At 37.4% G+C, this 25,653-nt stretch carries 23 protein-coding genes, 1 tRNA gene and 2 pseudogenes; 11 read left to right on the top strand and 15 right to left on the bottom strand.

Annotation, left to right across the window (positions count from 1 at the left end):
- Window positions 1-60: 60 nt before the first annotated feature.
- Window positions 61-1,266, bottom strand: coding sequence for a chromate efflux transporter (gene chrA / locus AC1M9H_RS04345; protein WP_481612834.1), 1,206 nt, complete (start codon window positions 1,264-1,266; stop codon window positions 61-63).
- Between the two features lie 124 nt (window positions 1,267-1,390).
- Window positions 1,391-2,254 carry a pirin family protein gene (locus AC1M9H_RS04340; RefSeq protein WP_481612833.1) on the bottom strand — a complete coding sequence of 288 codons (864 nt, stop codon included), beginning with the start codon at window positions 2,252-2,254 and terminating at the stop codon, window positions 1,391-1,393.
- A gap of 99 nt (window positions 2,255-2,353) precedes the next feature.
- Here AC1M9H_RS04340 and AC1M9H_RS04335 point away from each other — a divergent pair, with 99 nt between their 5' ends.
- Window positions 2,354-3,280 (top strand): LysR substrate-binding domain-containing protein, encoded by a 927-nt coding sequence (locus tag AC1M9H_RS04335; RefSeq protein ID WP_481612832.1) that lies wholly within the window; start codon window positions 2,354-2,356, stop codon window positions 3,278-3,280.
- A gap of 128 nt (window positions 3,281-3,408) precedes the next feature.
- On the opposite strand, the gene AC1M9H_RS04330 is transcribed toward AC1M9H_RS04335, so the two are convergent.
- The 5 genes from AC1M9H_RS04330 to map all read right to left on the bottom strand — a co-directional run bounded on the left by AC1M9H_RS04330 (window position 3,409) and on the right by map (window position 9,558).
- Window positions 3,409-4,623 carry an MFS transporter gene (locus AC1M9H_RS04330; protein ID WP_092766255.1) on the bottom strand — a complete coding sequence of 405 codons (1,215 nt, stop codon included), beginning with the start codon at window positions 4,621-4,623 and terminating at the stop codon, window positions 3,409-3,411.
- Window positions 4,624-4,763: 140 nt separating this feature from the next.
- Entirely contained in the window at window positions 4,764-5,915 is a 1,152-nt protein-coding gene (locus AC1M9H_RS04325; protein WP_481612831.1) for an OmpW/AlkL family protein, read from the bottom strand.
- 162 nt (window positions 5,916-6,077) lie between these two features.
- Window positions 6,078-7,148 carry an OmpW/AlkL family protein gene (locus AC1M9H_RS04320; RefSeq protein ID WP_035265681.1) on the bottom strand — a complete coding sequence of 357 codons (1,071 nt, stop codon included), beginning with the start codon at window positions 7,146-7,148 and terminating at the stop codon, window positions 6,078-6,080.
- A 233-nt stretch (window positions 7,149-7,381) separates the two neighbouring features.
- Window positions 7,382-8,470: an OmpW/AlkL family protein gene (locus tag AC1M9H_RS04315; RefSeq protein WP_481612830.1), complete on the bottom strand. Its 1,089-nt coding sequence runs from the start codon at window positions 8,468-8,470 to the stop codon at window positions 7,382-7,384.
- Between the two features lie 263 nt (window positions 8,471-8,733).
- Window positions 8,734-9,558, bottom strand: coding sequence for a type I methionyl aminopeptidase (map, locus tag AC1M9H_RS04310; protein ID WP_481612829.1), 825 nt, complete (start codon window positions 9,556-9,558; stop codon window positions 8,734-8,736).
- A gap of 209 nt (window positions 9,559-9,767) precedes the next feature.
- Between map and rpsB the strand changes: the two genes are divergently transcribed.
- The 6 genes and pseudogenes from rpsB (at window position 9,768) to AC1M9H_RS04280 (ending at window position 14,192) form a co-directional block, all read left to right on the top strand.
- Window positions 9,768-10,520, top strand: a complete 753-nt coding sequence (gene rpsB / locus AC1M9H_RS04305) for a 30S ribosomal protein S2 (RefSeq protein WP_035265684.1) — start codon at window positions 9,768-9,770, stop codon at window positions 10,518-10,520.
- Between the two features lie 140 nt (window positions 10,521-10,660).
- Window positions 10,661-11,536 carry a translation elongation factor Ts gene (gene tsf / locus AC1M9H_RS04300; protein WP_035265686.1) on the top strand — a complete coding sequence of 292 codons (876 nt, stop codon included), beginning with the start codon at window positions 10,661-10,663 and terminating at the stop codon, window positions 11,534-11,536.
- Between the two features lie 112 nt (window positions 11,537-11,648).
- Window positions 11,649-12,161, top strand: coding sequence for a DUF3465 domain-containing protein (locus tag AC1M9H_RS04295; protein ID WP_481612828.1), 513 nt, complete (start codon window positions 11,649-11,651; stop codon window positions 12,159-12,161).
- 104 nt (window positions 12,162-12,265) lie between these two features.
- Window positions 12,266-13,080: pseudogene (locus AC1M9H_RS04290) on the top strand (AraC family transcriptional regulator).
- A 93-nt stretch (window positions 13,081-13,173) separates the two neighbouring features.
- The gene (locus AC1M9H_RS04285; protein ID WP_481612827.1) at window positions 13,174-13,872 is read left to right on the top strand and encodes an AzlC family ABC transporter permease; all 699 of its coding nucleotides are present in this window, start codon (window positions 13,174-13,176) and stop codon (window positions 13,870-13,872) included.
- Window positions 13,873-13,874: 2 nt separating this feature from the next.
- Window positions 13,875-14,192 carry an AzlD domain-containing protein gene (locus tag AC1M9H_RS04280; protein ID WP_092766028.1) on the top strand — a complete coding sequence of 106 codons (318 nt, stop codon included), beginning with the start codon at window positions 13,875-13,877 and terminating at the stop codon, window positions 14,190-14,192.
- A gap of 49 nt (window positions 14,193-14,241) precedes the next feature.
- On the opposite strand, the gene AC1M9H_RS04275 is transcribed toward AC1M9H_RS04280, so the two are convergent.
- The 7 genes from AC1M9H_RS04275 to AC1M9H_RS04245 form a co-directional block, all read right to left on the bottom strand.
- On the bottom strand, window positions 14,242-14,685 hold the full coding sequence (locus AC1M9H_RS04275; RefSeq protein WP_481612826.1) for an Mpo1 family 2-hydroxy fatty acid dioxygenase: 444 nt from the start codon (window positions 14,683-14,685) through the stop codon (window positions 14,242-14,244).
- Window positions 14,686-14,857: 172 nt separating this feature from the next.
- Window positions 14,858-15,469 carry a septal ring lytic transglycosylase RlpA family protein gene (locus AC1M9H_RS04270; RefSeq protein WP_035265690.1) on the bottom strand — a complete coding sequence of 204 codons (612 nt, stop codon included), beginning with the start codon at window positions 15,467-15,469 and terminating at the stop codon, window positions 14,858-14,860.
- Window positions 15,470-15,752: 283 nt separating this feature from the next.
- Window positions 15,753-16,694, bottom strand: a complete 942-nt coding sequence (mltB, locus tag AC1M9H_RS04265) for a lytic murein transglycosylase B (protein ID WP_416202006.1) — start codon at window positions 16,692-16,694, stop codon at window positions 15,753-15,755.
- A 309-nt stretch (window positions 16,695-17,003) separates the two neighbouring features.
- Entirely contained in the window at window positions 17,004-17,657 is a 654-nt protein-coding gene (locus tag AC1M9H_RS04260; RefSeq protein WP_092766031.1) for a hypothetical protein, read from the bottom strand.
- Between the two features lie 25 nt (window positions 17,658-17,682).
- A complete protein-coding gene (queF, locus tag AC1M9H_RS04255) occupies window positions 17,683-18,501 on the bottom strand; it encodes an NADPH-dependent 7-cyano-7-deazaguanine reductase QueF (RefSeq protein WP_481591331.1) in 819 nt (272 codons plus the stop codon).
- Window positions 18,501-19,274, bottom strand: coding sequence for an ABC transporter permease (locus AC1M9H_RS04250; RefSeq protein ID WP_092766033.1), 774 nt, complete (start codon window positions 19,272-19,274; stop codon window positions 18,501-18,503). Before AC1M9H_RS04250 ends, queF begins: the two co-directional genes overlap by 1 nt.
- Entirely contained in the window at window positions 19,271-20,206 is a 936-nt protein-coding gene (locus tag AC1M9H_RS04245) for an ABC transporter ATP-binding protein (RefSeq protein WP_180027530.1), read from the bottom strand. Before AC1M9H_RS04245 ends, AC1M9H_RS04250 begins: the two co-directional genes overlap by 4 nt.
- A 187-nt stretch (window positions 20,207-20,393) precedes the next feature.
- Between AC1M9H_RS04245 and AC1M9H_RS04240 the strand changes: the two genes are divergently transcribed.
- Window positions 20,394-20,469, top strand: a tRNA-Arg gene (locus tag AC1M9H_RS04240).
- Window positions 20,470-20,561: 92 nt separating this feature from the next.
- Window positions 20,562-20,636: pseudogene (locus AC1M9H_RS04235) on the top strand (type II toxin-antitoxin system HipA family toxin); the annotation flags it as partial.
- Window position 20,637: 1 nt separating this feature from the next.
- Here the strand turns inward: AC1M9H_RS04235 and AC1M9H_RS04230 are convergent.
- Window positions 20,638-21,444: a hypothetical protein gene (locus AC1M9H_RS04230; RefSeq protein WP_481612825.1), complete on the bottom strand. Its 807-nt coding sequence runs from the start codon at window positions 21,442-21,444 to the stop codon at window positions 20,638-20,640.
- A 268-nt stretch (window positions 21,445-21,712) separates the two neighbouring features.
- Between AC1M9H_RS04230 and AC1M9H_RS04225 the strand changes: the two genes are divergently transcribed.
- Together AC1M9H_RS04225 and AC1M9H_RS04220 are read left to right on the top strand one after the other, a co-directional pair.
- Complete coding sequence (locus tag AC1M9H_RS04225) at window positions 21,713-24,475, top strand: type I restriction-modification system subunit M (protein ID WP_481612824.1); 2,763 nt, start codon at window positions 21,713-21,715, stop codon at window positions 24,473-24,475.
- A gap of 1 nt (window position 24,476) precedes the next feature.
- Entirely contained in the window at window positions 24,477-25,622 is a 1,146-nt protein-coding gene (locus tag AC1M9H_RS04220; RefSeq protein ID WP_481612823.1) for a restriction endonuclease subunit S, read from the top strand.
- Window positions 25,623-25,653: the final 31 nt, after the last annotated feature.

Here is a 25,653-nt window from a genome sequence, read left to right as displayed (position 1 = left end):
ACAAAAAACTCGCAAGTTCAGGCTTGCGAGTTTTTTTATTTTTGCATTTAAGTTTGATCTTTAAATTACAAAATACAATAAAGCTCCATAGCTAACAAAGCTCGCTACTAAAGAGATGATGACAGGAATTTTTGATTTCAGTAAAAGAATGACAATGCCGATAAAAATAAAATCATAAATTGAATGTAGATGTTTTTCAGCCATTTGAGCAATTAAACAGAGTAGTAATCCGATGACCGCTGCATTAATAGCAGCGACAGCTGCTGCAATCTTTTTGTTTTTGACCCATTTTGACCAGTAAGGGAGCGTGCCGAAAATAAGCAGAAATGAGGGCAGGAAAATTATACTGGTTGCAATTGCAGCGTTAAGTAAAGGCGATGCGGTAAATCCTAAATATGTGCCAACGTATCCTGCAAAGCTAAATAAAGGGCCTGGAATAACTTGAGCAAATGCATAGCCTAAGTCAAATTGTTCCGCAGTGATGTGTTGAGTAAGCACAAAATCTTCATACATGAGTGGCAGGATGATATGACCGCCCCCAAAAACCATTGAAGCAGTGTGATAAAAGCTTTCTAGATTTCTAAGCAAGCTTGATGAATAGATAAATTGCAGCGCAGGAAAAATAATAAATAAAGTGACAAACAGGATGAGCCAGAGATAATGATACTTTTGATATGCCTGAGTGGTTTTGATGTGCGGTGATGGCTGAGATTTTCCTTTTTTTGTAAATGCTAAGCCAATGAATCCAGCCACTAAAATTAAGAAAATTTGACTATAGCTCCACTGCGCAAAATAAATAAAAAAAGCAGAACTCAGCATCAGGACATACTGCCAAATTTCAGTACAGAAGCTTTTGAACATTTGTAAAAAAGCCCAAATGACGACGGCTATTACAATCAAATGGATGACGTGAAAGAGTTCGAGAGGTATATCGGAAAAAAAATATTGACCAAAAATAGCAAATGAAGTCATTAGAATGAAGGCAGGTAATGTAAATCCTAACCAAGCAATAAAGCCCCCCCAATATCCTTTGGAGAAATATCCTATCGATAACCCCACTTGACTACTGGTCGGACCTGGCAACAATTGCGCTAATGCGACCAATTGTCCATATTCATGAGAGCTTAACCATTTGAGTTGATCAACAAAAGTGCGATGAAATAACACCAAATGCGCTGCAGGACCGCCAAATGAAATACATCCTAATTTAAGAAAAATAAAAAATAGTGCTGATAAGCTAACTTTAGGAAAATTATCTGATTTCATTTAGTAATCGTACGATGTTTTTGAACTAAGTCTAATAGGCGATTATGACAAGTATTTGAAATGAATGAAGGAGTGATGAGGGGTAAGCCTTATCTTGAAAATGATAAGGCTTGTGGATGTTAAATTAAGCAAAATTTCCATTTCTGAAATCATCAAATGCTTGCACGATTTCTTCCTGAGTATTCATGACGAAAGGACCGTGGGCAACAATGGGTTCATTCAATGGTTCACCACTTAAGCAAAGAATTTTCGCCGTACGATGAGCAATTATTTCGACCTGTGTTGATTTTGGGTCAAGATAAAGCGTTTGCATGGCTGTATAGATCTGACCATCAATCTCAACTTCTCCATCAAGGATGAAAATCAGATGATTCCAGTTTGGCATAAGGTTTAATGGAAGGCATGCTCCATGATTAAGTCTAATGTCATAAACATTCATGTTGCTAAATGTTTGAGCTGGTCCTTGATAAACAGTTGAGCCGATTTGATATTGACCAGCAATAACACGAATCTTGGTTTGCTCATCGTGAGATAAAACTTCAGGAATATTTTGCTCAGTCAATTCCTGATATCTCGGCTCAGTCATCTTGGCATGCTCTGGTAGATTTACCCAAAGTTGAACCATATCCAAAACTCCGCCAGTTTTTGCAAAAGCTTCCGAATGGTGTTCTTCATGCAGAATACCTTTACCTGCGGTCATCCATTGCACTTCGTTTGGACCAATTTTTCCATGATTGCCTTTTGAGTCACGATGCTCTAATTCGCCGTCATAGACAATCGTCACCGTTTCAAAACCACGGTGGGGGTGTAAACCAACACCGCGTTGGTGGTGACTTGGAGAAAATCGATATTGACCTGTATAACCCATTACCAAGAATGGGCTGGTATGATTTCCTATTTCATGCATGGGTAACATGGAGTTTGTTGGAAAACCATCACCCACCCATGTGCTTCGATCGCTGGTATAGACTTTCTGAACTTGTGTCATTTGTATTCCTCTATATATCGTTCTAATCATGATATTGAGGTATATTGATGAGATTACAGGGCGATTCTCTCAACAGATAATTCCAAAAATGAAACAATTATGCAAAATTTAAATGATTACTACTATTTTGTGCAAGTCGTTAAATATCAAGGTTTTACTAAGGCAAGTGAAGCCTTAGGTATTACAAAATCTAAGTTGTCTCGTCATATTTCAGATTTGGAAAACCGTTTACACGTAAGATTATTGCAACGAAATACACGAAAGTTTGCCGTAACCGCAGTTGGTCAAGAATTTTTTGAATATTGTATTAAGATTTTGGATCAAGTGGAGGCGGCAGAAAATTTTGTAGAGCAAAGTTTGTCGAGCGAGCCTTCAGGTTTAATTCGAATCTCGTGTCCAATTGGTTTGGTTGAGTTTCCATTGGGGAATATGATTGCTAAATTCATGCAACATTACCCACGTGTTCAAGTTCATCTGGTCGCAACAAATCGTAAAATTGATCTCATAGAAGAGGGGATTGATTTAGCTGTTAGGGTGAGAAATTTACCACTTGAAGATAGCGACTTGATTGTACGAGAGCTTGATGCTTGGCAACATGTGTTAGTGGCAACGCCTGAATTAATTCAACAGATTCATGAGCCTATCCATTTGGATAACCTTGAACAACTTCCGAGTATAGGTTTTCATGTCCCAAAATCGATTTGGAGATTTCAATCCAAATTTGACACAGTTAATAAGTTTCAAGAAGTAGAATTCTTTCCAAGACTCAAAACTGATAATTTTGCTGCCATGAAATCTGCAGTGTTGAACAGTGTTGGAATAGCATCATTACCTAGAGTGTTTGTTTATGAAGAGCTTAATCAAGGCACTCTTGTAGAATTAGTCCCTGAATGGGAGTTGCCACGTGGCGTTATTCATGTTGCCTATACATCACGACAAGGCATGATGCCTGCCGTGAGATGTTTATTAGATTATTTGATTGAGGAATTTAAAAAACTGAGCTGTCAAAACCATAAAATTATATGAATTAATGTGCGCAAAAAGCTTGATTAAAATATGTAAATAAATCAGGAGTGTTCATCCACAAAGTAATCGATAGACTAAGCAGAAGGATGACTCCGATGAATATGCTGATGTTGAGCAGATTGAAGCGATTAGTCATTGACGACATTCTCCTCATTAACAAATAAATGAATGAATACACCGAAGATACTGAGCGCAATACACATCATCCAAATAATATTGTAATTGCCTGTCATATCATGATTTAAGCCACCCAACCATCCTCCAAAAAATGAACCAACTTGGTGAGTGAAAAATACAATTCCACTTAGCATGGTGAGATATTTAACGCCAAACATATTGGCAACAATACCATTGGTAAGGGGGACGGTTGATAACCATAATAAACCCATAATGATGGCAAAACTATAAATCGTAAAGATCGAGAGTGGCAATGCGAGGAATAAAATGATGGCGATGCCACGTAGTCCATATAACCACATGAGCAATTTAGGTTTGGAATATTTATCACCCAGCCAACCAGCAGTGTAAGTTCCAACAATATTAAATAGCCCAACCAAGGCTAAAAACATAGTACCAGTGGTGGTGCTAAAACCATGGTCAGTTAAATAACCCGGCAAATGAATGCCCAAAAATACGACCTGAAATCCACAAACTAAAAATCCTAATGCCAACCAGATAAAAGGTTTGTGGTTTTTGGCAACTATGAGTATTTGTTTAAAACTTAAAGAAGGTTTAGTGATTGCATCAACTGCTTGAGGCGCTTGATACATTGGAGCTTTTAGCATCCAAGCCAAGGGTACAATTAATGCAATTAAAATCGCTGTGATGAGTAGCGCAGATGACCAACCAAAATTTTGTAAGAGTAAAAGTGTGGTTGGCAACATAATAAATTGACCAAAAGAGCCTGCTGCGCTGGCAATGCCCATAGCCATACTACGTCGACTTGGATGCGCTGCACGTCCGACAGCAGAGAGCAAAACAGAAAATGAAGTAGCTGATAAAGCCAGACCAATGATTAAACCTAGACTAAGATTGATGAGAAGCCCTGTTGAGCTAAATGCCATCATCACAAGTCCAATCGCATATAAAGCGCCGCCTACGGCAACGACTTTTTTACTCCCATATTTATCTGCTAGCGCTCCCGTAAAGGGTTGAACAGCACCCCATAATAAATTTTGAAAGGCAATTGCTAAACTAAAAACTTGATGATTCCAATTAAATTCATGACTCATTGGAACTAAATACAAGCCAAACCCATGTCTGACACCTAAGGAGAGTGCCAAAATAAAAGCACTCCCAATGAGCATAAAGATGAGGGGTTTTGAAAATTTGGTTTCTGACATGGTCAATCCGCTTAGCATTTTTTGTAATTTTAAAAGATCAGTAGCATCATGACGACAGAATAAAAATTTATCAATCAATAAAATTTAGTTATTAGAATGAATAAAGCGGCACTTGGCCGCTTTATGAAGACTGATGGAAATTAGAATCGATAACCAATACCGGCATATCCCAGAATCGGATTAATTTCGATATCTGATTTTGCATTGATTAATTCACCAAGTTCAGCATCGTTTACTGTAATTGTTGTTTCACCTTTAAGATGCGCATAGGAAATTGACCCGACTGCAAACCAACGATCATTGAAATCATAAGTAAAACCAGCAGTAGCTACAGGGGCGAAAGCATCTTTAGCTTCGAGTTTAACTTTAGGATTCGCAGTACTTTCAATTCCATCAAGTGCTTTCCCAGCTTCACCTAATTTGATGTTCGCAATTTTATGACCTGCAGCGACTAGATCAGCTTCAAGGTTGGAGTTCATTTCCAATTCATTGAAGTATGCATACATCAAACCAAGCCCTACATAAGGTCTAAATTTATTTACGCCTGTTTTACCAAAATGGTATTGGAATTCGAATGCTGGCGTCCATGCACGAGCTTCTGCGACTTTACCGTGGGCTCCAAGATTTGTTACTTGGATATCTTGTTTGAGTGGAATATTGCCGCCAATAATACTCCCAGCATCTATATCTGCAATAATGATATTGACGTTTCCAGGATCTACTGAGCCTGTGAGAGGTGCTGATATATTCCCTTTACCTTTAATATCAACCTTAGGTGGAATTCCTGCTTTGACTTCTAAAGAAATATTATCTGTAAAGAAGTAATTAGTCATGATTCCGAGGGTAGTGACATCATCAGCTTCTAATCCTGTCCCTTGAGCAGTCCATGATGATAATCCATCAATTTCGGCAGTGCCACCAACTGATGGCTTAAGATATTTTACGCCATCGATTTCATCAAGGATTAATGGGCTAACAAGACCTGAGTTTATAAGTGTCTCTAATTTACGTTTTTTATCAACACCATCTGCTGTCGAAGTATCAATAGCACCTAGTACAGAAGATGTTGAAATTCGTCCAACTTCAGACTTGGTACCCTCTGGTACAGCGGTGTTAATATCAATCGGTTGAGCTTTACCCTGAGGCATTACATGTAATGCACCCACTGATACAGAAAAACGTTTAAAGCCATCTCCATCTTTCAAACTAAAATAAGGTGAATCTGCATAACTGAAGACTGGAAAACTTAACGCACTGATGGATGCAACTAAGTAAGCTAGTTTTTTTTTCATTATGGAACTCCATGTCCAATACTGTAAATAAAAAGTGATTATTTTTGTATTTTTATTATCAAATTTATTTTCAGACACATTGTAGTAATAATTTGCCAATTATGTTTGGTTTTTGTTTGGTTACAAAAAAAGAGGCAATTGCCTCTTTTCTTACTCTATGCTTTAGAAACGCATGCCAACCCCAGCATAGCCCAATATCGGGTTAATCTCGATATCAGCTTTTGAGTTGATTAACTCTTGTCCAGTATTTTCATTGACGACTGTGATCTTCGTTTCATTCTGCAAGTGGGCGTAACTAATAGATGCTACTGCATACCATGTATCATTAAAGTCGTAGGTGAATCCAACTGTAGCTATAGGTGCAAAAACATCAGTTGCTTCTAAATTAACTTTCATTTTTCCATTGGTATCTTTCTTATCGAGTGCTGCACCAGCATTTTGATTAATAATATTTTGGATCATATGCCCAGCGGCGACTAAATCTTTTTCAATACCTGGATCCATTTTTAGCTCATTAAAATAAGCGTACATTAATCCAACGCCAACGTAAGGGCGGAATTTATTAATCCCGGTCTCACCAAAACGATATTGTAATTCAAAAGCAGGGGTCCATGCTCGGGCTTCAGCTGCTTTTGAAGATTGTTCTAGATTAGTAATATGAATATTATTTTTGAGGTCTAAGTTCCCCGCAATTCCACCTAACGGTGCTGCAGTAGCTGAGAAGGGGGCTTTAATATTTCCAATACCTTTGATATCCACTTTAGGTGGAATTCCACCTTTTATTTCCACAGACAAATTATCTGTAAAGTGATAACTGCTCATGATGCCAACTGTTGTAACTTTATCAGCCTCCAAGCCCGTATTCGGATTATCCCATTCAGCTAATCCATTAATATAGGATTTTCCACTAATAGCCCCTGAGACATTGCCTTGAAAAGCAGAAATTAATTTAACAATACCTTCTACTAAATAATTTGGTTTACGATCTGGGTCAAGGTTATCGATTACAGTGGAAGCATTAATGTCCCCAACTTTAGATTCATAATTGTCATTTATGACTGTTTTGACATTAAAAGGTTGGGCCTTACCTTGCGGCATTACATGTAATGCACCCACTGAAATTGAAAAACGCTTAAACCCCTCATCAGAAAGGCTGAAATATCCTGACTCCGCATAACTCAGAGTAGATAAGAATGAACTTGCGAATAATGTAGGAACTAAAAACTTCTTCATTGTTTGAAGGACTCCATGTCCAATTTTTAGTTCATTTTATATTCATTAAATCATCTAAATGCAAAGCAGTTTGTTCACTTGAAATCAAATTTATTATCCTAATTTACAATTGTTAAATTATTGAAAAATATGATATAAGTTAGATTTTAAAATGTATACTAATTGTCTTATTTTTCCTTTGTTAGTGATGGATTGGGCATATTGGGGTGTGGCTTCAATATGCCTCAAGTGTTTTAGAAGCGATAGCCTACACCAGCATAACCAATGATCGGGTTTACTTCTAAATCAACTTCCGATGAAAATAATGTTCCAAGTTTATCATCGTTGACTTCAATCGTGGTTTTACCTGTTAGATGTGCATAACTAATAGAGGCTACTGCAAACCAGTTTTGATTGAAGTCGTAAGTAAATCCAAGCGTGGCTATTGGCGCGAAACTTAGGTCGGCTTCAAGTTTAACCTTGGGGTTTGCTGTACTTTTTTTACCTTTAATTAATGCATCGCCACCGCGTCCATTTTTCATATTGGCAATCATGTGACCTGAATCAATTAAGTCTTTTTCAAGGCTTGGATTCAATTCTAATTCATTGAAGTATGCGACCATAAGTCCAAGCCCAACATAGGGTCTAAATTTATTGATCCCAGTCTGTCCAAAATGGTACTGCAATTCCCACATTGGGGTCCATGCACGAGCTGTCGCAATAGAGTTTCCATGACTCTCAAGATCTGTAATTGGCAAATCATTCTTCAGATAAATGGTAGGTAGGGAGATCAACCCTAAATTTGCATTGGCTTCAGCTGTAAACGGTGCTGTAATCTTACCTTTTCCTTGAATATCTACTTTTGGGGGGAACCCAGCTTTACTCTCGAATGAGATCTTATCGTTGAAATGGTAATTGATCATGATGCCAAGTGTTGTGACATCATCTGCAGTCATTCCAGAACCATCCATACTCCAACTTTCAATGCCGCTTACAGTTGAAGTTCCACTTTGACTGGCTGGATAAGTATCACTAAAAGCATCAACGATCTTCAAAAGTGCTTGCATACTTTGATTTTCTTTTTCTTTATCAGGATCTAAGTTCTCAAAAACTGTAGAAAGTGTAATATCACCATTTTTTGCAACTTCACCATTTTTTACTGCTGTACGAATTTTAGGTGCCTTGGCTTTACCTTGAGGCATAACATGTAATGGTCCGACTGAAATTGAATATCGTTTAAACCCTTCAGTTTCATCCAGATTAAAAAATGATGATTCTGCATAAATAGTTGTAGATGCAAAAACAATAGGTACGACCATGCACCAGAATGCTTTTTTCGTCATTTTGGACTCCCTGTCCGATTTTGTTGCTAGTTGTTGTTTTACATTCTTTAAGCGTTATATAAACATAAAATGAATCAGTTTGAAAAGCGTTTTTACTCATTTTTGTGATAAAAAATTTTTAAAAATCATGAATTTAAATTTTCAAAATCCAACATTTGTTAGGTTTGTTTGTGAATTTATTTCTTATTGAGTGACTTAGCAAAATAAAAAGTCAGATCAATTTAAATTGGTCTGACTTTTTTAACTTTATTAATTAACTAAAATTATTGAAATCGGGATAAATCCTCTTCAGGGCGAGCAGTTAATACCTCGACACCTGTTTTAGTGACTAAAACAGTATGTTCATATTGCGCAGATAATTTATGATCTTTCGTTACAACTGTCCATTTATCACCAAGAAGTTTAGTTTGCCATACACCAGCATTGACCATTGGTTCAATTGTAAATGTCATACCTTCTTCTAAAACCATGCCTGAATTTGGTTGACCGTAATGAAGCACTTGAGGTTCATCATGGAAAACAGTTCCAATACCATGACCACAATATTCACGAACGACACTGAAACGCTCTGACTCAACATATTTTTGAATAGCATGACCAATATCACCGATCGTCGAACCAGGTTTTACCGTAGCAATACCACGATACATTGCTTCTTGTGCAACTTTGCATAAGCGATCTGCAAGAATAGAAGTCTCGCCACCCACGATGTACATCATGTTGGTATCACCATGAAATCCATCTTTAATCACAGTGACATCAATATTCAAGATGTCACCTTTCTTTAAGATTTTGTTTTCAGAGGGAATACCGTGGCAAACCACATGGTTTACTGATGTGCAAATCGTATGCTGGAATGCAGGACGACCAGGCGCAGCACCATAGCCTAGGCAAGCAGGAATAGCATTTTGTTTATTCACAATATAATCATGACAAATCGTATCCAATTCTAGTGTACTCACACCAGGCTTGATATGCGGTTTGATCATATCCAAAACTTCTGCCGCTAGTCGTCCCGCCACACGCATCTTTTCGATATCTTCAGCAGATTTAATTAAACGACGTGGTGCTTCATAAGTACTGTTCATGATCTTTAAAAACTTTTGGAAATTTGTGTGTGACTATGGTATAAATAGCCGCCCAATTTATCAAATGCTTTTCGTGAATAGATTCACTTAATCGGATGATATGTTGGTTAATAAAATCCGCACATATGTCGACACATTACTCTGGGTGCCCGTAAGGGTGGAGAATGCGGACATATGGAGGCCTAACCCAAACTTTTAAGGTAAAGAAAATGGCAGATTACAACGTAAGCATGCGCGACCTTCTTCAAGCTGGTGCGCACTTCGGTCACCAAACTCGCTTCTGGAACCCAAAAATGCGTCAATACATTTTTGGTGCGCGTAACAAAATTCACATCATCAACCTTGAGCACACTGTTCCTGCGTTAAATGATGCATTGAACTTTGTTAACAACCTAGCAAGCAAAAAGAACAAAGTATTGTTCGTTGGTACTAAACGTGCTGCTTCTAACATCATCCGTGAACAAGCTCAACGTGCTGGTCAACCATATGTGGATCACCGTTGGTTAGGTGGTATGTTGACGAACTGGAAAACTCTTCGTCAATCAATCAACCGTCTTAAAGATCTTCAAACTCAGTCTACTGACGGTACTTTCGCTAAGCTTACTAAACGTGAAGCTTTAGAGCGTACTCGTGAAATGGAAAAACTTGAACGTGCTCTTGGCGGTGTTAAGAACATGGGTGGTTTACCTGACGCATTGTTCATCATCGACGTTGACCACGAAGCGATTGCAATCAAAGAAGCTAAGAACCTTGGTATTCCAGTAATCGGTATCGTTGATACTAACTCTAACCCAGATAACGTTGATTTCGTTATTCCTGGTAACGATGATGCGATCCGCGCTGTAACTCTTTACGCTACTGCGATGGCTGATGCGATTATTGCTGGTAAAGAATACGCTCAAACTCAAGCTAATGCGCAAGCTAAAGGCGAAGAAGCTGCTAAAGAAGCTCCTGAGGCTTAATGCGATTTGATGCGGATTTGTCATTTTTGCGACACGTAATCGTGGCATCTTAAGCATCAATCAAGCAAAACGGCCCAGATGATTAATTTGGGCCGTTTTTGTTAACAGATACATATCTCGACCGAATTTAGGAGAATAACATGACTGCTATTACTGCAAGCATGGTTAAAGAGTTGCGTGATCGTACTGGTCTAGCAATGATGGAATGTAAAAAAGCGTTGACAGAAGCTGGTGGCGATATCGAGTTAGCGATCGACAACCTTCGTAAATCTGGTCAAGCAAAAGCTGCTAAAAAAGCAGGTAACATTGCTGCTGATGGCGCGATTACAATTGCTCAAGAAGGCAATAAAGCAATTCTTTTAGAAGTAAACTGTCAGACTGACTTCGTTGCTAAAGACGAAAACTTTGCTGGTTTCTCTGCGAAAGTTGCTGCTGCTGCGCTTGCTGCGAATGTAACTGATGCTGCTCAAATTGCTGAATTGAAACTTGAAGATGGTGCAACTGTAGAAGAAGCTCGTATTGCGCTTGTTCAAAAAATCGGTGAAAACATTCAAGTTCGTCGTGCTCAAATCGTTGAAGGTGAAAACCTTGCAGTTTACAAACACGGTTTAAAAATCGGTGTTGTAGTTTCATTTGCTGGTGATGCTGCTACTGGTAAAGGTATCGCAATGCACGTTGCTGCGTTCAACCCAGTTGCTGTAAATGCTGAAGGTGTTTCTGCTGAGTTAATCGCTAAAGAGAAAGAAATTGCTGAAGCAAAAGCAATTGAATCTGGTAAACCAGCGAATATCGTTGAAAAAATGGTAACTGGTTCAGTTGAAAAATACTTAAATGAAGTTGTTCTTGAGCGTCAAATGTACGTTATCGACAACGACAAGAAAGTTGCTGATGTTCTTAAGTCTACAGGTACAACTGTTGCTCAATTCGTACGTTTCGAAGTGGGTGAAGGTATTGAGAAAAAAGCTGAACTTTCTTTCGCTGAAGAGGTTGCTGCTGCTCAAGCTGCTGCAAAATAATTGAATCAATTATTTTGAAAAAGAAAAAGCCCTTTAAGGGCTTTTTCTTTTTTTTATGAGTCTAAATGATATAAACTTTAGGATGAAATAAAAATATAACTTAGAGATCAATATGTCTCAGAAATCAAAAATGAGTATTGTTGCGTTAATTGCAGTGTTGGTCGCAGCATATTTCGGTGTCGATTTAAAACAGGATTTAAAACAGAGTAATGAGCACGCACTAAATCCTACAGATGCAAGTACTCAATATAATGATGCTAACCAACGAGAACTATCCTCTGCGGATAATGATGATGCCGCAAAAATAGCGACACTTTTTCAAAAAAAGATGAGAGATGTGCAAGTTAGGGCTTCTGGAGAAGTTGTTGCAATATTAAATGATGATAATGAAGGATCTAGACATCAGAAATTTATTTTAAAACTTAATCATGGTCAGACAGTTTTGGTAGCTCATAATATAGACTTGGCACCACGTGTTGAGAATATTCAAAAAGGGGATATCGTCGAGTTCTATGGTGAATATGAATATACCGACAAGGGTGGTGTAATTCATTGGACTCACCATGATCCTCAAAAACGGCATATTGATGGTTGGTTAAAGCATCAGGGTCGAAGTTATCAATAATTTTTATAAAAATAAATATATGAGATGAGCAATTTCATTCTAGATTTAAAATGCAGGCGTGATAGTTTTTATGCAATTTTATAGGCGTAATATCCAGAAAAAAGATGCAAGAGTCTGCTAATTATCTTCATTTCAAAGAATTGGGCGGATTGGAATTATTAAAAGCTCAATTTCAACGTAAGCAATTTTCAAAACATGCTCATGAGGGCTATTGTATTGGTGTCATTGAAGATGGGGCACAAAGTTTTTACCGCTCTGGAAAGCTTCATATCGCACCTAAAGGCGATATTATTCTGGTGAATGCTGATGAAATACATACTGGTTCATCCGCTGTGGAAACTGGTTGGAAATATCGAGCAATTTACCCAACACCTGAAATGATATTAGATCTGAGTCGAGATTTTTTTACAACCAAGAATGCAGTCCCATGGTTCTCGGATGCAGTGATCCATGATTTGGGTTTGGCGAGGCAACTAGTATTTTTATTCGATTTATTTGAGCAGGGCGAGGATACTTTGCTTAAAGAAAGCCTCTATTTGACGACATTGGCCAGATTGATCTATTGCTATGGGCGGGCGAAATTGAGTCCAATCAACACACCAGAAATGAGAAAAAAGTTGAACTAATAAAAGAACTTATGAGTAGTTTTCCTGAACATGACTATTCTCTACACGAGTTGTCTGCATATGTAGATACAAGCCCATGGCATTTATTACGTGAATTTAAAAAACATACGGGATTGCCTCCACATAGTTGGCTTGTTCAAAGAAGAATTCAAAAAGCTAAACAATTGCTTAAGCAGGGGGTGCGAATAACTGAGGTTGCACAACTCACTGGATTTTCTGATCAGAGTCATTTAAATCGACATTTTAAAAGTGCAATAGGTGTAACGCCTAGACAATATCTTTTGAACTATTAATTTTCCTTAAATTTGCGCCGCAATATTATTCAAGATCAATCATTACTCATCAGATGATAATAATCGATAAGTGAATCAGATTAAGATGTATTGATGAAAAAGATGAGTGATACAAAAAAGAATTTTATACATGGTGTGCTGGGTATTATGCCGTTGGCAATTGCAGTCATGCCATGGGGGGTATTGGCTGGCTCTTTGGCGATACAGACTGGATTGAATGCGATACAAGCTTTTGCAATGTCATTGTTTATGTTTGCTGGTGCTGCACAATTAGTGAGCTTAGGATTGGTTTCGGGGCAGGCTTCGCTGATGACAATCTATCTGACGATATTTTTTCTGACGAGTCAGCATTTAATTTACGCGCTTAATTTTCGAAATGATGTTAGTAAATTTCCACTATTTAAACGTATTGTATTTGGCTTTCTGCTGACGGATGAATTATTTGCGCTTGGAGTAAAAAATAAATCACAACGATCATTCGCATATTTATTTGGAGCAGGACTTTGTTTTTATATTTTTTGGCTGATATTTAGTTTATTTGGGATTGTGCTTGCTCACTTCATTCCTAATTTATCAAATTTGCATCTTGATTTCTCAGTCGTTGCACTGCTTATATTAATTATAGTGCCAATGATAAAAAATCTTACAATACTTGTTGGTGTTGTGATTACCATAATTTTTTCTTTAATTTTAGAAGCTTACCAAGTAAATGCAGCGTTAATTATTTCTGGTCTATGTGGAATGTTTGCCAGTGTGATAGTTGAAAAATGGCAAACAACAGAAGGGGATTAAAAATGAGCTGGATGCTTTTGCTGGGGTTGTCGATCATGATCTTTATTAATCGATATTTATTCTTGGAGCCAAGGGTAAATGTGCCACTTCCTAGAATTTTGAAAAAGATGTTGAAATATTCTGCGCCATGTTTGTTGACTGCAATATGTGTACCGATTGTCTTTTATGAAGCAGCAGAATTAAGGGTTATGTCGAGTAATCACTATTTATGGGCAGCAATATTTTGTGTACTGCTTGCGCTAATAAGTCAAAAAGTTATCAGTAATTTAGTTTTTACTTTACTGTTTTTCTATCTCATAAATTACTTAATTAGAGCATGAACATCGGGCTAAATTGAATTCTAATTTAACCCATGCTGTATTTGCTAATTTAAGCGCTGATTTGGCGTGATTTCCAATTGGGTAGTATCTTATCTAGATAAGCATCCATACACCATAGAGGGCCAATCAGAAGGAATTGGAGGTCTTTTAAGAAAGATGGCTTTTTCCCTTCAATTTTGTGCCCGTAAAATTGACCTATCCAAGCCAAAACGAATAGAGCAATATAGAATCCTTTCCCGAATGGAAGAATAATAATAAGCCAAGACATGACCAATAATAACGCTGCCATTGCAACCGCGAGTACAAGATCTAATCTTGCATAAAAGATGAGTGTTAACACCAGTAAAAGGGTAGTCAGTAATGCGCTGAAATGAGCGAGTATGCCAATGATCGAGAATAGAATCGTGGGTACGCAAATCCAGTGTAATGTTTTATTGGTTGGGTTTTGATGGCTATCACTATATTCATCTAACCATTCTGTAATTGTCTTCATCCTATTTCCTTCACTGATTATTTGAATTTTATTTATTCTATAAACGACAGTATGACATAAGATGATAAATCAAGATTCTTTTTTGTATATTGGTCACATCAAAAAAAATTAAAAATAATAAAGCCACTCAATGAGTGGCTTGTCGTTAAATGCTTCGCTGAATCATGAGAACCTAAGAATTTGGACCATCCACACGTTCGATGCTTACACGCGCAGTACCAGCATTGGTAATACCAAGAGATTTCGCAGCACCGTAAGATAAATCTACAACACGATTACCATGAAATGGGCCGCGATCATTTACTTTAACAACAACGCTTTTACCATTTGATTTATTCGTTACACGAATATAGCAATTAAGCGGTAGGCTACGATGCGCTGCAGTAAGTGCATTCATATCAAATGTTTCGCCACTTGCAGTTTTACGACCGTGAAATTGACGACCGTACCAAGAAGCAACACCTGTTTGACTAAAACGACGAACAGTGTTTGAAGCAACATTATTAAGTTTATCAATCACTGAAGGCTCTTCAACAGGTACTTGAATTTTCGCTGCGATTGTTTCGCGACGAATTTTATCACCTGAACTTTCAGTAATTGCTAAACTGTTTAAATTCGAGAAGTGCGAATTGAAACTTGTAGAGTCTTTGCTAATCACGCGTGAAGCAAGACTTGATTGGTCAACATCATTATTCAGATAAGAGGATTGAACCAGCTCGGCATGAGTTTGAGACAAAGCCAAACTAATACCTAATATTGATAACATTTTCAGCGAAGCATGCATCGTTTAACTCCTTGGAACCCTAATTTAATTATCTAAGTTGCTGATAATTAAATTAAATGGTCTGTAAATTTACTTATGCAACTGCATTTAACGGTAGTGGATGATATTCATCCTGATACAAAAGTGTCTAGCTTTATTTTCACTTTAGTTACAAAAACGACAAATTATCACAAAAAATGGTTAATATTTAATCAATAATGTAACAAAATATTTAAAATGTGCAAATAGTGAACTTAATCACAAAAATAAACATTGACTTTTGTGAAAATAAGTAGATTTATCTTTATCTACTCGCGATTTCCGTCCCTAAAAGCCAAAGTGCAGTTGCGTACATTCGACTACGGTTATAGGTCGTAATGACTTGAAAATTAGGATATGTAAGGTAATAAGCAGGCCCATAATTTTCTTGTAGTTGAATCACATTGACCATGTCTAAGTCATCTATTTTAACAATAGGATTGAGTGGGCTAATGCCTTGAACTTTTAATGCACCATATGGGGTAGGTTGTGTTAAGTCTTTGGCTATGATGGCATCCGCATTATTTCCTTGGTAGCGTGCGGCAAAAGCAATCGGTTGATCTCGTTGCCAACCATGTTGAGCAAGATAATTTGCAATAGAACCAATTGCATCTACAGCAGAGTTTCTGAGATCGATATGACCATTACCGTCATAATCCACACCAAATTTCGGAATATTGCTTGGCATAAATTGAGGATAGCCCACAGCACCAGCATAAGAGCCAACGACTGAATTAGCTGGAATGCCGTCCTTATAAGACCATGCAATCAAAGCGCTTAATTCGTCTTGAAAGTATTGTGCACGTCGTTCATATCCAAACCCTAAAGTGGCTAGGGCATCACGTGTGATGAATGAGCCTTTATTTGCCCCAAAACCTGTCTCTACGCCGAGAATACCGAGAATGATGGACTGGGGAACACCGAACTGCTGTTCTGCTCGATTTAAAGTGTCTGCATATTGATTTTTAAAACGCACACCACGTTGAATTGTACTTTCTGCTAAAAAATTCTTTTTATATTCGTACCAAGGCTTGCTTTCTCCTGGGCGATTCATAATGTTGATAATATTTGGTAGGTTTTTTGATCCATTCATGGCCCAGTCAACTTGCTCAGCACTCAAACCATAGGTCTGCATCGTTTTTAGTTTAAAATTTTGATATTGAGGATGTTGAGCGAAGTCATTGGCTTGAACAAAACTTGTGACCATAAACGCACTGAGTGCTAAACCAATACGTTGTAATTTAACATTAAAATTTTCAAATAACATAACAGCAGCAGATCCAATTATTATCGGTGGTAGACGCAAAGGTATAAGTGTTGATAAGGATTAAAAGTTCAACATCATTTGATTAATCACAATGTTTATTAAGATAACATTAGGTCGTGATGGATTCACAAAAACCTACATAAAAAGTGTAAAAATGGATGAATTATGTCTTTTATTTATTCAATATTGATGAACTATTTTTAAAACATAAAAAAACCTAGCAGAAGCTAGGTTTTTGATTAGTCTGATTTATTCTTGAATAAATAGCGTGTCATGATATTCAGCTGTAGCTAACAATTCTTCTTTAGTAAAGTTAGGAATGAGCTTATCAATAGCAATATGAACTGCTTTGATGACCGCTGAAGAAGCGATATCAGACGCCTTACGTTTAATCATACCCAAATCTAAAGTCTTGTTAAAATCATTCATAAAGTGACGAACTGCAGCTTCACCGAATTGCTTGTATTGTTCAGACAGAACTGCACGATTGACATCATTGCCTGCACGTACTTCTGCAAAGCTATTTTTTAAGTTTGTCACTAGATCAGCAGGTAATGGAGCGCCGACACGATAATTACCCTCTGGATCTTTGAATAAACTCTTTTCAGAGAATTCAATCGATTGTCTCACGACGTCATTTGGTGCTTTGCCCAATAACTGTTTAAGTAGTACCGATACTGTTGATTTAATATAACCAGCAAGTTTTTCAGCTGTTTCTCGTTTGTCGCTTGCAGGGAAACGACGTACAAGTTCAACTAAAATTGCATCGATAATTTCATCATTAATAGCGAGTGCAGTTTGATCACGCAAAGGGTAAAGTGGTTCGTTTGAATTTTTTTTCTCAATTCCAGTTTGAATATTCTTTAACAAAGATTCAGATGGAATAAAACCAAAATATGACATCGTATAACCTCAACTATTCTTCAATTTATTGTCGCGCCAATCGAATTGGGCTTGGCATCCATGCAAAGTCCGATACACGACAAGGATTAATGTCTAAACCACCACGGCGTGTATAAGTCGCATATACCATCAACTTTTCAGGATTAAAGTTTTCCCAAATATCTGCGTAGATTTGTTCAACGCATTGTTCGTGAAAGCCATTATGCTGACGATAGGAGATAATATAAGCTAAAATTGAACGATAACAAGGTTTTTTGCCACGATATCTTAAAAAAACTGTGCCCCAATCAGGCTGACCTGTGACTGGGCAGTTACTTCTTAATAAATGCGAATATAATTGAATTTCAACGATTTCTTCGGAAGACACTGCATCGAGTTTGAGTAAGCTCGCATCAGGGTGGTTTTCAAGACGTTCAGGCTCATAATGGTCGATACATATTCCTACAGGCTGAGCAATATTCAATTGATCAACATCGAATAATTCAAGTCTTACTTCTGCATTGGCTGCTTTAGAAAGATCACGCTCGACTGTCTCAATAAACTGATTTTGAGATTCAAATTGAGCAAAATTAAGACTATTGAAATATAGTTTTAGAGATTTTGACTCAATGAGATTGGGTGATGAAGCTGGAAGATGCATTCGACCAATCGCAACTTGAGGAATCCCTGACAGATTCAACCAAGAAATTTCAAAAATATGCCACCAATCTATTCCTTGTTGAATACCGTCTACATGTGCGTACTTCGCTCGTGCTTCTGCACGAGCAATTGGAAATAGCACCTCAGGTTGATATTCAGTTGGATAGTTGGTGTCTTTGCCTAAAAGAGATTGTTCAACGCTCATTATTCACGCATTCCTGAACCACGGGAGAGTAAGTGATAAGCGACCGCATATAGCACGGCGCAACACGCTGTGATTACTAATAAAGAAATAGATACATTTACATCGCTATGACCAAGGATCCCATAACGGAATGCATTGACCATGTATACGACAGGGTTAATTAAAGATAAATTTTGCCAAAATGGGCTTAATGCAGAAATCGCATAGAACACCCCACCTAAATAGGTCAACGGTGTTAAAACAAAAGTGGGAATAATCGAAATATCATCAAATGACTTTGCATAGACAGCATTAATAAATCCACCTAATGCAAACAGTAATGATGTAATCAGGACGGTATAAATTGTGACGAACCAGTTGGTAATATATAAGTCAGTAAAAAATAAACTCATTGCAGTCACAATGATAGCAACCAATAAGCCTCGAGCAACACCACCAAGCACATAACCCCAAAGTACGGCATGTAAAGGCACTGGACTCATGATCAGTTCTTCAATACTTTTTTGAAATTTAGAACTAAAAAAGCTTGATGAAACGTTGGCATAACTATTAGTAATGACAGCCATCATAATTAGACCAGGTACAATGAACTGCATGTAGGTAAAGCCACCCATTTCCCCAATTCTTGAACCGACTAGATTTCCAAAAATCACAAAATACAGTGACATGGTAATTGCTGGTGGTAACAATGTTTGTGGCCAAATGCGCATAAATCTACGAATTTCCTTATGGATAATCGTATATAAAGCTACAGCGAGTTGGTTAAAATTCATTGCGCAGCTCCATCAAGATTCTTTTCGACCATTTTGACGAATAACTCTTCTAAACGATTTGATTTATTACGCATACTTCGAACTTGAATGTTCTGTGATTCTAGAAGTTGAAAAAGATCATTCATGCTATGTGCTTTATCAAGCGTAATTTCTAAGGTCACTGGATCAACCAAATTAAATTTCACACCAATAATGTCAAGTTGTATCGGTTCTATAGGTTCAGCCAAATCAAAAATGAAAGATTCTTCATTTAATTGATTTAAGAAGTTCTTCATGGTGGTGTCTTCTTTAATGACGCCACGATCAATAATTGCAATTTTGCGACACAGTACTTCTGCTTCTTCTAAATAATGTGTTGTGAGAATGATAGATGTACCTTTCTGATTCATTTCTGTTAAGAAGTCCCACATCGAGCGACGTAGTTCAATATCAACACCAGCAGTCGGTTCATCGAGAATTAACAGTTTCGGATCATGCATCATTGCTCGGGCAATCATAAGGCGGCGTTTCATTCCCCCAGATAGCATACGTGCTTGAGTAGAACGTTTTTCCCATAAACCTAATTTGGTCAGATACTCCTCTGCACGAGTTTCAGCAACTTTTTTTGGAATGCCGTAATAACCTGCTTGTGTGACTAAAATATCGAAAGTCTTTTCAAATTGCGCAAAGTTAAACTCTTGAGGGACTACACCCAAGCATTGTTTAGCTTGTGAAGGATGTGTATCGAGATTATGACCAAAAATCTCGACAGTTCCTGCAGTTTTTTTTGTAAGAGAGCTGATGATGCCAATAGTGGTTGATTTACCTGCACCATTAGGGCCTAGAAGAGCATAAAATTCGCCTTCTGGAACATCTAAGTTGATTCCTTTTAATGCTTGAAAACCATTTCGATAGGTCTTCGACAAATCCCTTAAGGTCAATGCATCAGTCATGAATATCTCGAATGGTGAAAAGTTGAGATATTGTGAGTGATCTTGAAAAATAAACCAAGCTTTGTAATCAGAATTCTCTGTTTTGATGTTGAAACGCTGTATAAAGCATGAGCACTAAAAATTGGAAAGATATATAGTTGCTTTACCTTAGAGTTTTTTTTGTTATGATGTGCGCACTTCCTAAAATGCGCTCATAGCTCAACTGGATAGAGTACAGGTCTCCGAAGCCTGTGGCGTGGGTTCGAGTCCCGCTGAGCGCACCATTTCACTGTTTTACCTCATCCGAATAACTACAAAAATCATTAAAAATAAACTACTTATGTTTTTATCTTGTCCGATACAGTCCGAGCATGTTTTAGGTTATGTATCGCCATTTGAGTTTGAAGCAATGTACTATGATAAGGTTAATCCGTTAGGTCAGGTGGCCTAACTTAAATAAAAATCTCTCCGATAAACCCGGTACGGTTCATTTTTTCAAGTGGTTGACCATTTTGATCAAAAAAAGTTGCAGGGTCAGGTAAATATTTACATTCTTTCTTCGCTATAACTAGCAGAGGATCGTTTTCAATTTGTTTCTTTGTCTTTTCTTCAATTACACTGATATTGAGTAAATTACCTTGAGCTGCCCGATCAAGGAGAGATAAACCACATACATTATCAACTTCCGCTTTAGTGGCAAATTCAACGATTCGAGGTGAACCATCTTCATTGGTTCCGCCACCTTCATAAGGTGCTTTAAAAAAGTCAGGCTGAACTTGTAACTCTCGAAGTTCATGCAAAATTTTTGTGAGAATATATGCGAAAGTGAAACCAGTACCTCCAGCATATTGTTCTACAAGGACTATTGCAGAGTTTTTATTTTTAGGATCAAGCTTCACGACGACATGGAAAAATTTTTGTAGTTCATCTCCATCTTCGAACGGAACTAATTTAGTTTCTGATTTAGGTCGGTTATAGATTCGTACGTCTTCACTCTTGGTATCTGATCTTTCAATCAATAAATACAATGAGCCAGATTTTTTTGTTATTTCAGCTATTGAATAAACATAGCGTCCTCTTACTGAAGAGACTGTCAAATTTTTATTATTGTATTTGGCAATAAAATCAAAAACCTGTTCAACACTAAAGAAATAGCTAAATTTACCACGAGGTTGGTTTACAATTTTCTGATTTTTAAAGCTAAGTCTATAAAATGCACATGCTATGTCATGCACTACTTTGCGTGAACTTTTGGTCATAATTTAGGTGCTTGGTTGAGTTGTTATATTATTGAAAATAATATAAAAATAATGAATCAATAACAATCTTCATTTTAAATTGGAACTTTATTTTTGAAGTGAAAATCCAATATAGAAAGACTATAGTCAGTATTCTTTGATGAAAATATGGCAAGTATATTGTTGAGAACATCCTCAGAATTGTAGAGAATGCTAAACACTCAGTTCTTTGCTCATGCAAAGACGATCCCTGCCTTTTAAATGAATTGATACCAACTGTAGACCACCTATGAACAAGCAACAACTCGCTTCCAAAATTTGGGAATCAGCCAATAAAATGCGCTCAAAGATTGAGGCAAATGAATATAAAGACTATATCCTAGGGTTCATGTTCTACAAATTCTTGTCTGATAAAGAACAAAGTTTTTTAGAAGCCAATGATTTTACACAGTCAGATATTGAAGCACTGACAGAAGAAGATCTTGAAACCGTAGAATTTATTAAAAATGGTATCGGTTATTTCATTGCTTATGATGATCTGTTCTCAACATGGCTTAATAAGGGCTTAGACTTTACCGTTGCTGATGTTCGTGATGCGCTATCCGCTTTCTCACGCCACATTCATAGCTCTCACAAAAAAGTGTTTGATGGCATCTTTAAGACATTAGAGACAGGTCTGAGCAAGCTAGGCGATAACTCAAATAGCCAGACCAAAGCGATCAGTGACTTGTTACAACTGATCAAAGTGATTCCAATGAACAACAAGCAAGACTATGATGTGCTTGGTTTCATTTATGAATACTTAATTGGATCATTTGCTGCGAATGCAGGTAAAAAAGCAGGTGAGTTCTATACACCGCATGAAGTTTCAGTTCTTATGTCTGAAATCATTGCGCATCATTTAAAAGATCAACCTGAAATCAAAATTTACGATCCAACAAGTGGTTCGGGGTCATTACTGATTAATATTGGTAGTTCTGTGGCGAAGCATGTGAATGATGCCAATAAAATCAAATACTACGCACAAGAGTTAAAAGAGAACACCTATAACTTAACCCGTATGAACTTAGTCATGCGTGGTATCTTGCCAGCCAATATTGTGGCGAGAAATGCCGATACTTTAGAAGATGACTGGCCATTTTTTGAAGACAATGATCCTATCAATACTTACGAACCGCTTTATGTAGATGCAGTGGTATCGAATCCTCCATATTCACAAGCATGGGATCCTGCAAATAAAGATGCAGACCCTCGATACAAAGAATTTGGTTTAGCCCCTAAAACTAAGGCGGATTATGCGTTCTTGTTGCATGATTTATATCATTTAAAACCAAATGGCATTATGGCGATTGTCTTACCACATGGCGTGTTGTTCCGTGGTGGTGAAGAAGAGCGTATTCGTACTAATTTAATTAAGAAAAACCATATTGATGCGATTATTGGTTTACCTGCCAATATTTTCTTTGGTACAGGTATTCCAACGGTCATTATCATTTTAAAACAACAACGTCCAACTACAGACGTGTTGATTGTTGATGCATCTAAAGGCTTTGTGAAGCTCGGTAAAAACAACCATCTACAAGCATCGAATATTAAGAAAATTGTCGATGCTGTGATTGAACGTAAAGATGTTGAACAGTTCTCACGTCTGGTGACACAAAAAGAAATTCAGGATCAGGGCTATAACCTAAATATTCCTCGTTATGTGGACTCTTCAGCAACGGCTGAAACATGGGATATTTATGCCACGATGTTTGGCGGTATTCCTAAAAAAGAAATTGATGCACATGCTGCATATTGGGCAGCATTCCCACAGTTACGCCAAGACTTATTTACCGACAGCGATACGCCTTATGTCAATTTAGCGAAGACTGAAATTAGCCAAGCAATTCACAGCCATCAAGATGTAAAAGGCTTTATTAATCAGTTCAATACCGCATTTGCTGATTTTAAGGATTACTTAAAAGGCGAACTCATTGGCAAAATGCAAAGCTTGCACATTGCCCAGCAAGAGGATGTTTTAAGTAATGACATCTTTAAGCGCTTAGCTGATATTCCATTGGTGGATAAATATCAGGCCTACCAAGCTTTAGATGACCAATGGCAAGGTATTGCAGGTGATTTGGAGATTATTAAATCTGAAGGTTTGAATGCTGCCAAAATCGTTAATCCAAATATCGTGATTAAAAAGAAAGATGGTAAAGAGCATGAAGTACAAGAAGGTTGGGTAGGCTATGTATTGCCATTTGATCTAGTACAGCAGCGTTTATTGTCTGAAGAGTTGCAAGCCTTAAAAGCCAAAGAGCGTGAACTTGCAGAAGCCAGTGCAGAGATTGAATCTTTGATGGAGTCTTTATCTGAAGAAGATAAAGAGCAGTTGTTAAATGAAGCCAATGATGCTTTTGTTCCTGCTGAAATTTCTAAAGCCTTAAAGCAAGCTTATGCGGAAATTGAAACGCCTGAAATTGTGGCACTCAATGAGTATCTTGAGTTTTTAGGTACAGATCCAAAGCCTAAAAAGCCCCAAAAAGAGCAGTTTGTAAAAGACCATGCAGAAGTGCAATGGTCAAACATTGAAGCGAATAAAGATGGCACTTATGCAGCCCCAAAAGTAAAAGCTTATTTGAAGCACTTACGTTCAGGCTTTAGTTTTGAAGAAGGAAGCTTGGAAGCAACTTTGGTGCAGGTAGATGAGTTACTTGCACAAGAGAAAGAGTTAAAAGCACAGATTGGTAAAGACGAAGCTGTACTTCATCTTTTAACCAAAACCACGATAGAAGCTTTACAAGAAGCGCAAGTGAAAGCGTTGTTAGAAGCGAAGTGGGTTGAACCGATTGTGTCTGCGATTTTGGCATTGCCGAATGAAGTGATTGAGCATTTGACCGATACGGTACAGGCTTTAGCAGATAAGTATGCAGTGACCTATACGGAAACCACGCAAAAGCTGACAGAAGCAGAGCATAGCCTTGCAGACTTGATTGATGACTTAACTGGTGATGAGTTTGATATGAAAGGCTTGGCGCAGTTTCAAACATTGTTAAAAGGGGTGTAATGTGGAAAAGCAAAAATGCCCTGAGTTGAGATTTAATGGATTTTTTGAAGTATGGAACACCAAGAGGCTTAGTGATTTAGGATCCATTCAGACAGGCTCAACACCATCGACATCTGATGAATCCTATTACTCTAAAAAGGGATTAATGTGGGTAACACCAACAGATATCAATGGACAGTTGGTTTTAAATACTGACAAGAAACTTTCTATTCTTGGGCGAAAAAAAGCAAGGATTGTACCTCCAAATACAATCCTGGTTACGTGTATTGCCAGTATTGGAAAAAATGCTTTGCTTCTTGAAGAGGGAAGTTTTAATCAGCAAATTAACTCATTAACTCCATTTGAACGAAACGATTCATATTTTTTATTAACACAGTCATATTTTTGGTCTATTGGCATGCAACAATTTGCAGCTAAGGGCACAATGCAAATTGTTAATAAGACACAGTTTTCAAATATTGAAACATTTGTTCCTTCTAGGTTAGAGCAGAGTTCTATTGGTAACTTCTTCCAAAATTTTGACCAATCTATTGCTTTACATGAAAAGAAACTTGCTCAAATCCAAAACTTTAAAAAAGCAATGTTGGAAAAGATGTTTCCAAAACAGGGAAGGAATTGTCCTGAAATTCGTTTAAAAGGTTTTAGCGGGGAGTGGGATGAGTTTAAGTTAGGTGATATTTATAATTTTAATTACGGTAAGTTTAATACTAATCCTAGTAACGGTGGGCAGTACCCAGTCTATGGTGCAAATGGAATTATTGGGGGCTATACAGAGTATAATGCTGAAAACTCGGCCGTAATTGGTCATATGGGAGAATATGCTGGTTCTGTTTTATGGGCGGAAGGCAAACACTTTGTGACTTACAACGGAACTATAGCTAAACCTAAACAAGCTGATTTTGATTCATTATTTGGCTACTTCACTTTGGTGAAAATGAACCTAAAAAAAATATGTGGGGGGAGTGGTCAGCCATTTCTTTCTTATGATGTATTAGAAAGATTGAATATTCTACTTCCAAGTTTAGAAGAGCAAACTCTCATCGGTCAATTCTTTAAACGTTTAGATGATGCTATCAATTTACAAAAAAAACAGCTTCAAACTGTTAAAAATCTTAAGCAAGCATTTTTAGAAAAAATGTTTGTTTAATCACTGCTATATCCCCCTTGATGTAAGGGGG

The organism is Acinetobacter sp. ANC_7512 (genome assembly GCF_056779935.1).
Note: the sequence above shows the minus strand (reverse complement) of the source record. Positions and strands in the feature narration are given on the sequence as shown.

Bases quoted from the DNA above. Each gene is read 5' to 3' on its own strand.
- chrA (WP_481612834.1), bottom strand. From the start codon at position 1,266: ATGAAATCAGATAATTTTCCTAAAGTTAGCTTATCAGCACTATTTTTT.
- AC1M9H_RS04340 (WP_481612833.1), bottom strand. From the start codon at position 2,254: ATGACACAAGTTCAGAAAGTCTATACCAGCGATCGAAGCACATGGGTG.
- AC1M9H_RS04335 (WP_481612832.1), top strand. From the start codon at position 2,354: ATGCAAAATTTAAATGATTACTACTATTTTGTGCAAGTCGTTAAATAT.
- AC1M9H_RS04330 (WP_092766255.1), bottom strand. From the start codon at position 4,623: ATGTCAGAAACCAAATTTTCAAAACCCCTCATCTTTATGCTCATTGGG.
- AC1M9H_RS04325 (WP_481612831.1), bottom strand. From the start codon at position 5,915: ATGAAAAAAAAACTAGCTTACTTAGTTGCATCCATCAGTGCGTTAAGT.
- AC1M9H_RS04320 (WP_035265681.1), bottom strand. From the start codon at position 7,148: ATGAAGAAGTTTTTAGTTCCTACATTATTCGCAAGTTCATTCTTATCT.
- AC1M9H_RS04315 (WP_481612830.1), bottom strand. From the start codon at position 8,470: ATGACGAAAAAAGCATTCTGGTGCATGGTCGTACCTATTGTTTTTGCA.
- map (WP_481612829.1), bottom strand. From the start codon at position 9,558: ATGAACAGTACTTATGAAGCACCACGTCGTTTAATTAAATCTGCTGAA.
- rpsB (WP_035265684.1), top strand. From the start codon at position 9,768: ATGGCAGATTACAACGTAAGCATGCGCGACCTTCTTCAAGCTGGTGCG.
- tsf (WP_035265686.1), top strand. From the start codon at position 10,661: ATGACTGCTATTACTGCAAGCATGGTTAAAGAGTTGCGTGATCGTACT.
- AC1M9H_RS04295 (WP_481612828.1), top strand. From the start codon at position 11,649: ATGTCTCAGAAATCAAAAATGAGTATTGTTGCGTTAATTGCAGTGTTG.
- AC1M9H_RS04285 (WP_481612827.1), top strand. From the start codon at position 13,174: ATGAAAAAGATGAGTGATACAAAAAAGAATTTTATACATGGTGTGCTG.
- AC1M9H_RS04280 (WP_092766028.1), top strand. From the start codon at position 13,875: ATGAGCTGGATGCTTTTGCTGGGGTTGTCGATCATGATCTTTATTAAT.
- AC1M9H_RS04275 (WP_481612826.1), bottom strand. From the start codon at position 14,685: ATGAAGACAATTACAGAATGGTTAGATGAATATAGTGATAGCCATCAA.
- AC1M9H_RS04270 (WP_035265690.1), bottom strand. From the start codon at position 15,469: ATGCATGCTTCGCTGAAAATGTTATCAATATTAGGTATTAGTTTGGCT.
- mltB (WP_416202006.1), bottom strand. From the start codon at position 16,694: ATGGTCACAAGTTTTGTTCAAGCCAATGACTTCGCTCAACATCCTCAA.
- AC1M9H_RS04260 (WP_092766031.1), bottom strand. From the start codon at position 17,657: ATGTCATATTTTGGTTTTATTCCATCTGAATCTTTGTTAAAGAATATT.
- queF (WP_481591331.1), bottom strand. From the start codon at position 18,501: ATGAGCGTTGAACAATCTCTTTTAGGCAAAGACACCAACTATCCAACT.
- AC1M9H_RS04250 (WP_092766033.1), bottom strand. From the start codon at position 19,274: ATGAATTTTAACCAACTCGCTGTAGCTTTATATACGATTATCCATAAG.
- AC1M9H_RS04245 (WP_180027530.1), bottom strand. From the start codon at position 20,206: ATGACTGATGCATTGACCTTAAGGGATTTGTCGAAGACCTATCGAAAT.
- AC1M9H_RS04230 (WP_481612825.1), bottom strand. From the start codon at position 21,444: ATGACCAAAAGTTCACGCAAAGTAGTGCATGACATAGCATGTGCATTT.
- AC1M9H_RS04225 (WP_481612824.1), top strand. From the start codon at position 21,713: ATGAACAAGCAACAACTCGCTTCCAAAATTTGGGAATCAGCCAATAAA.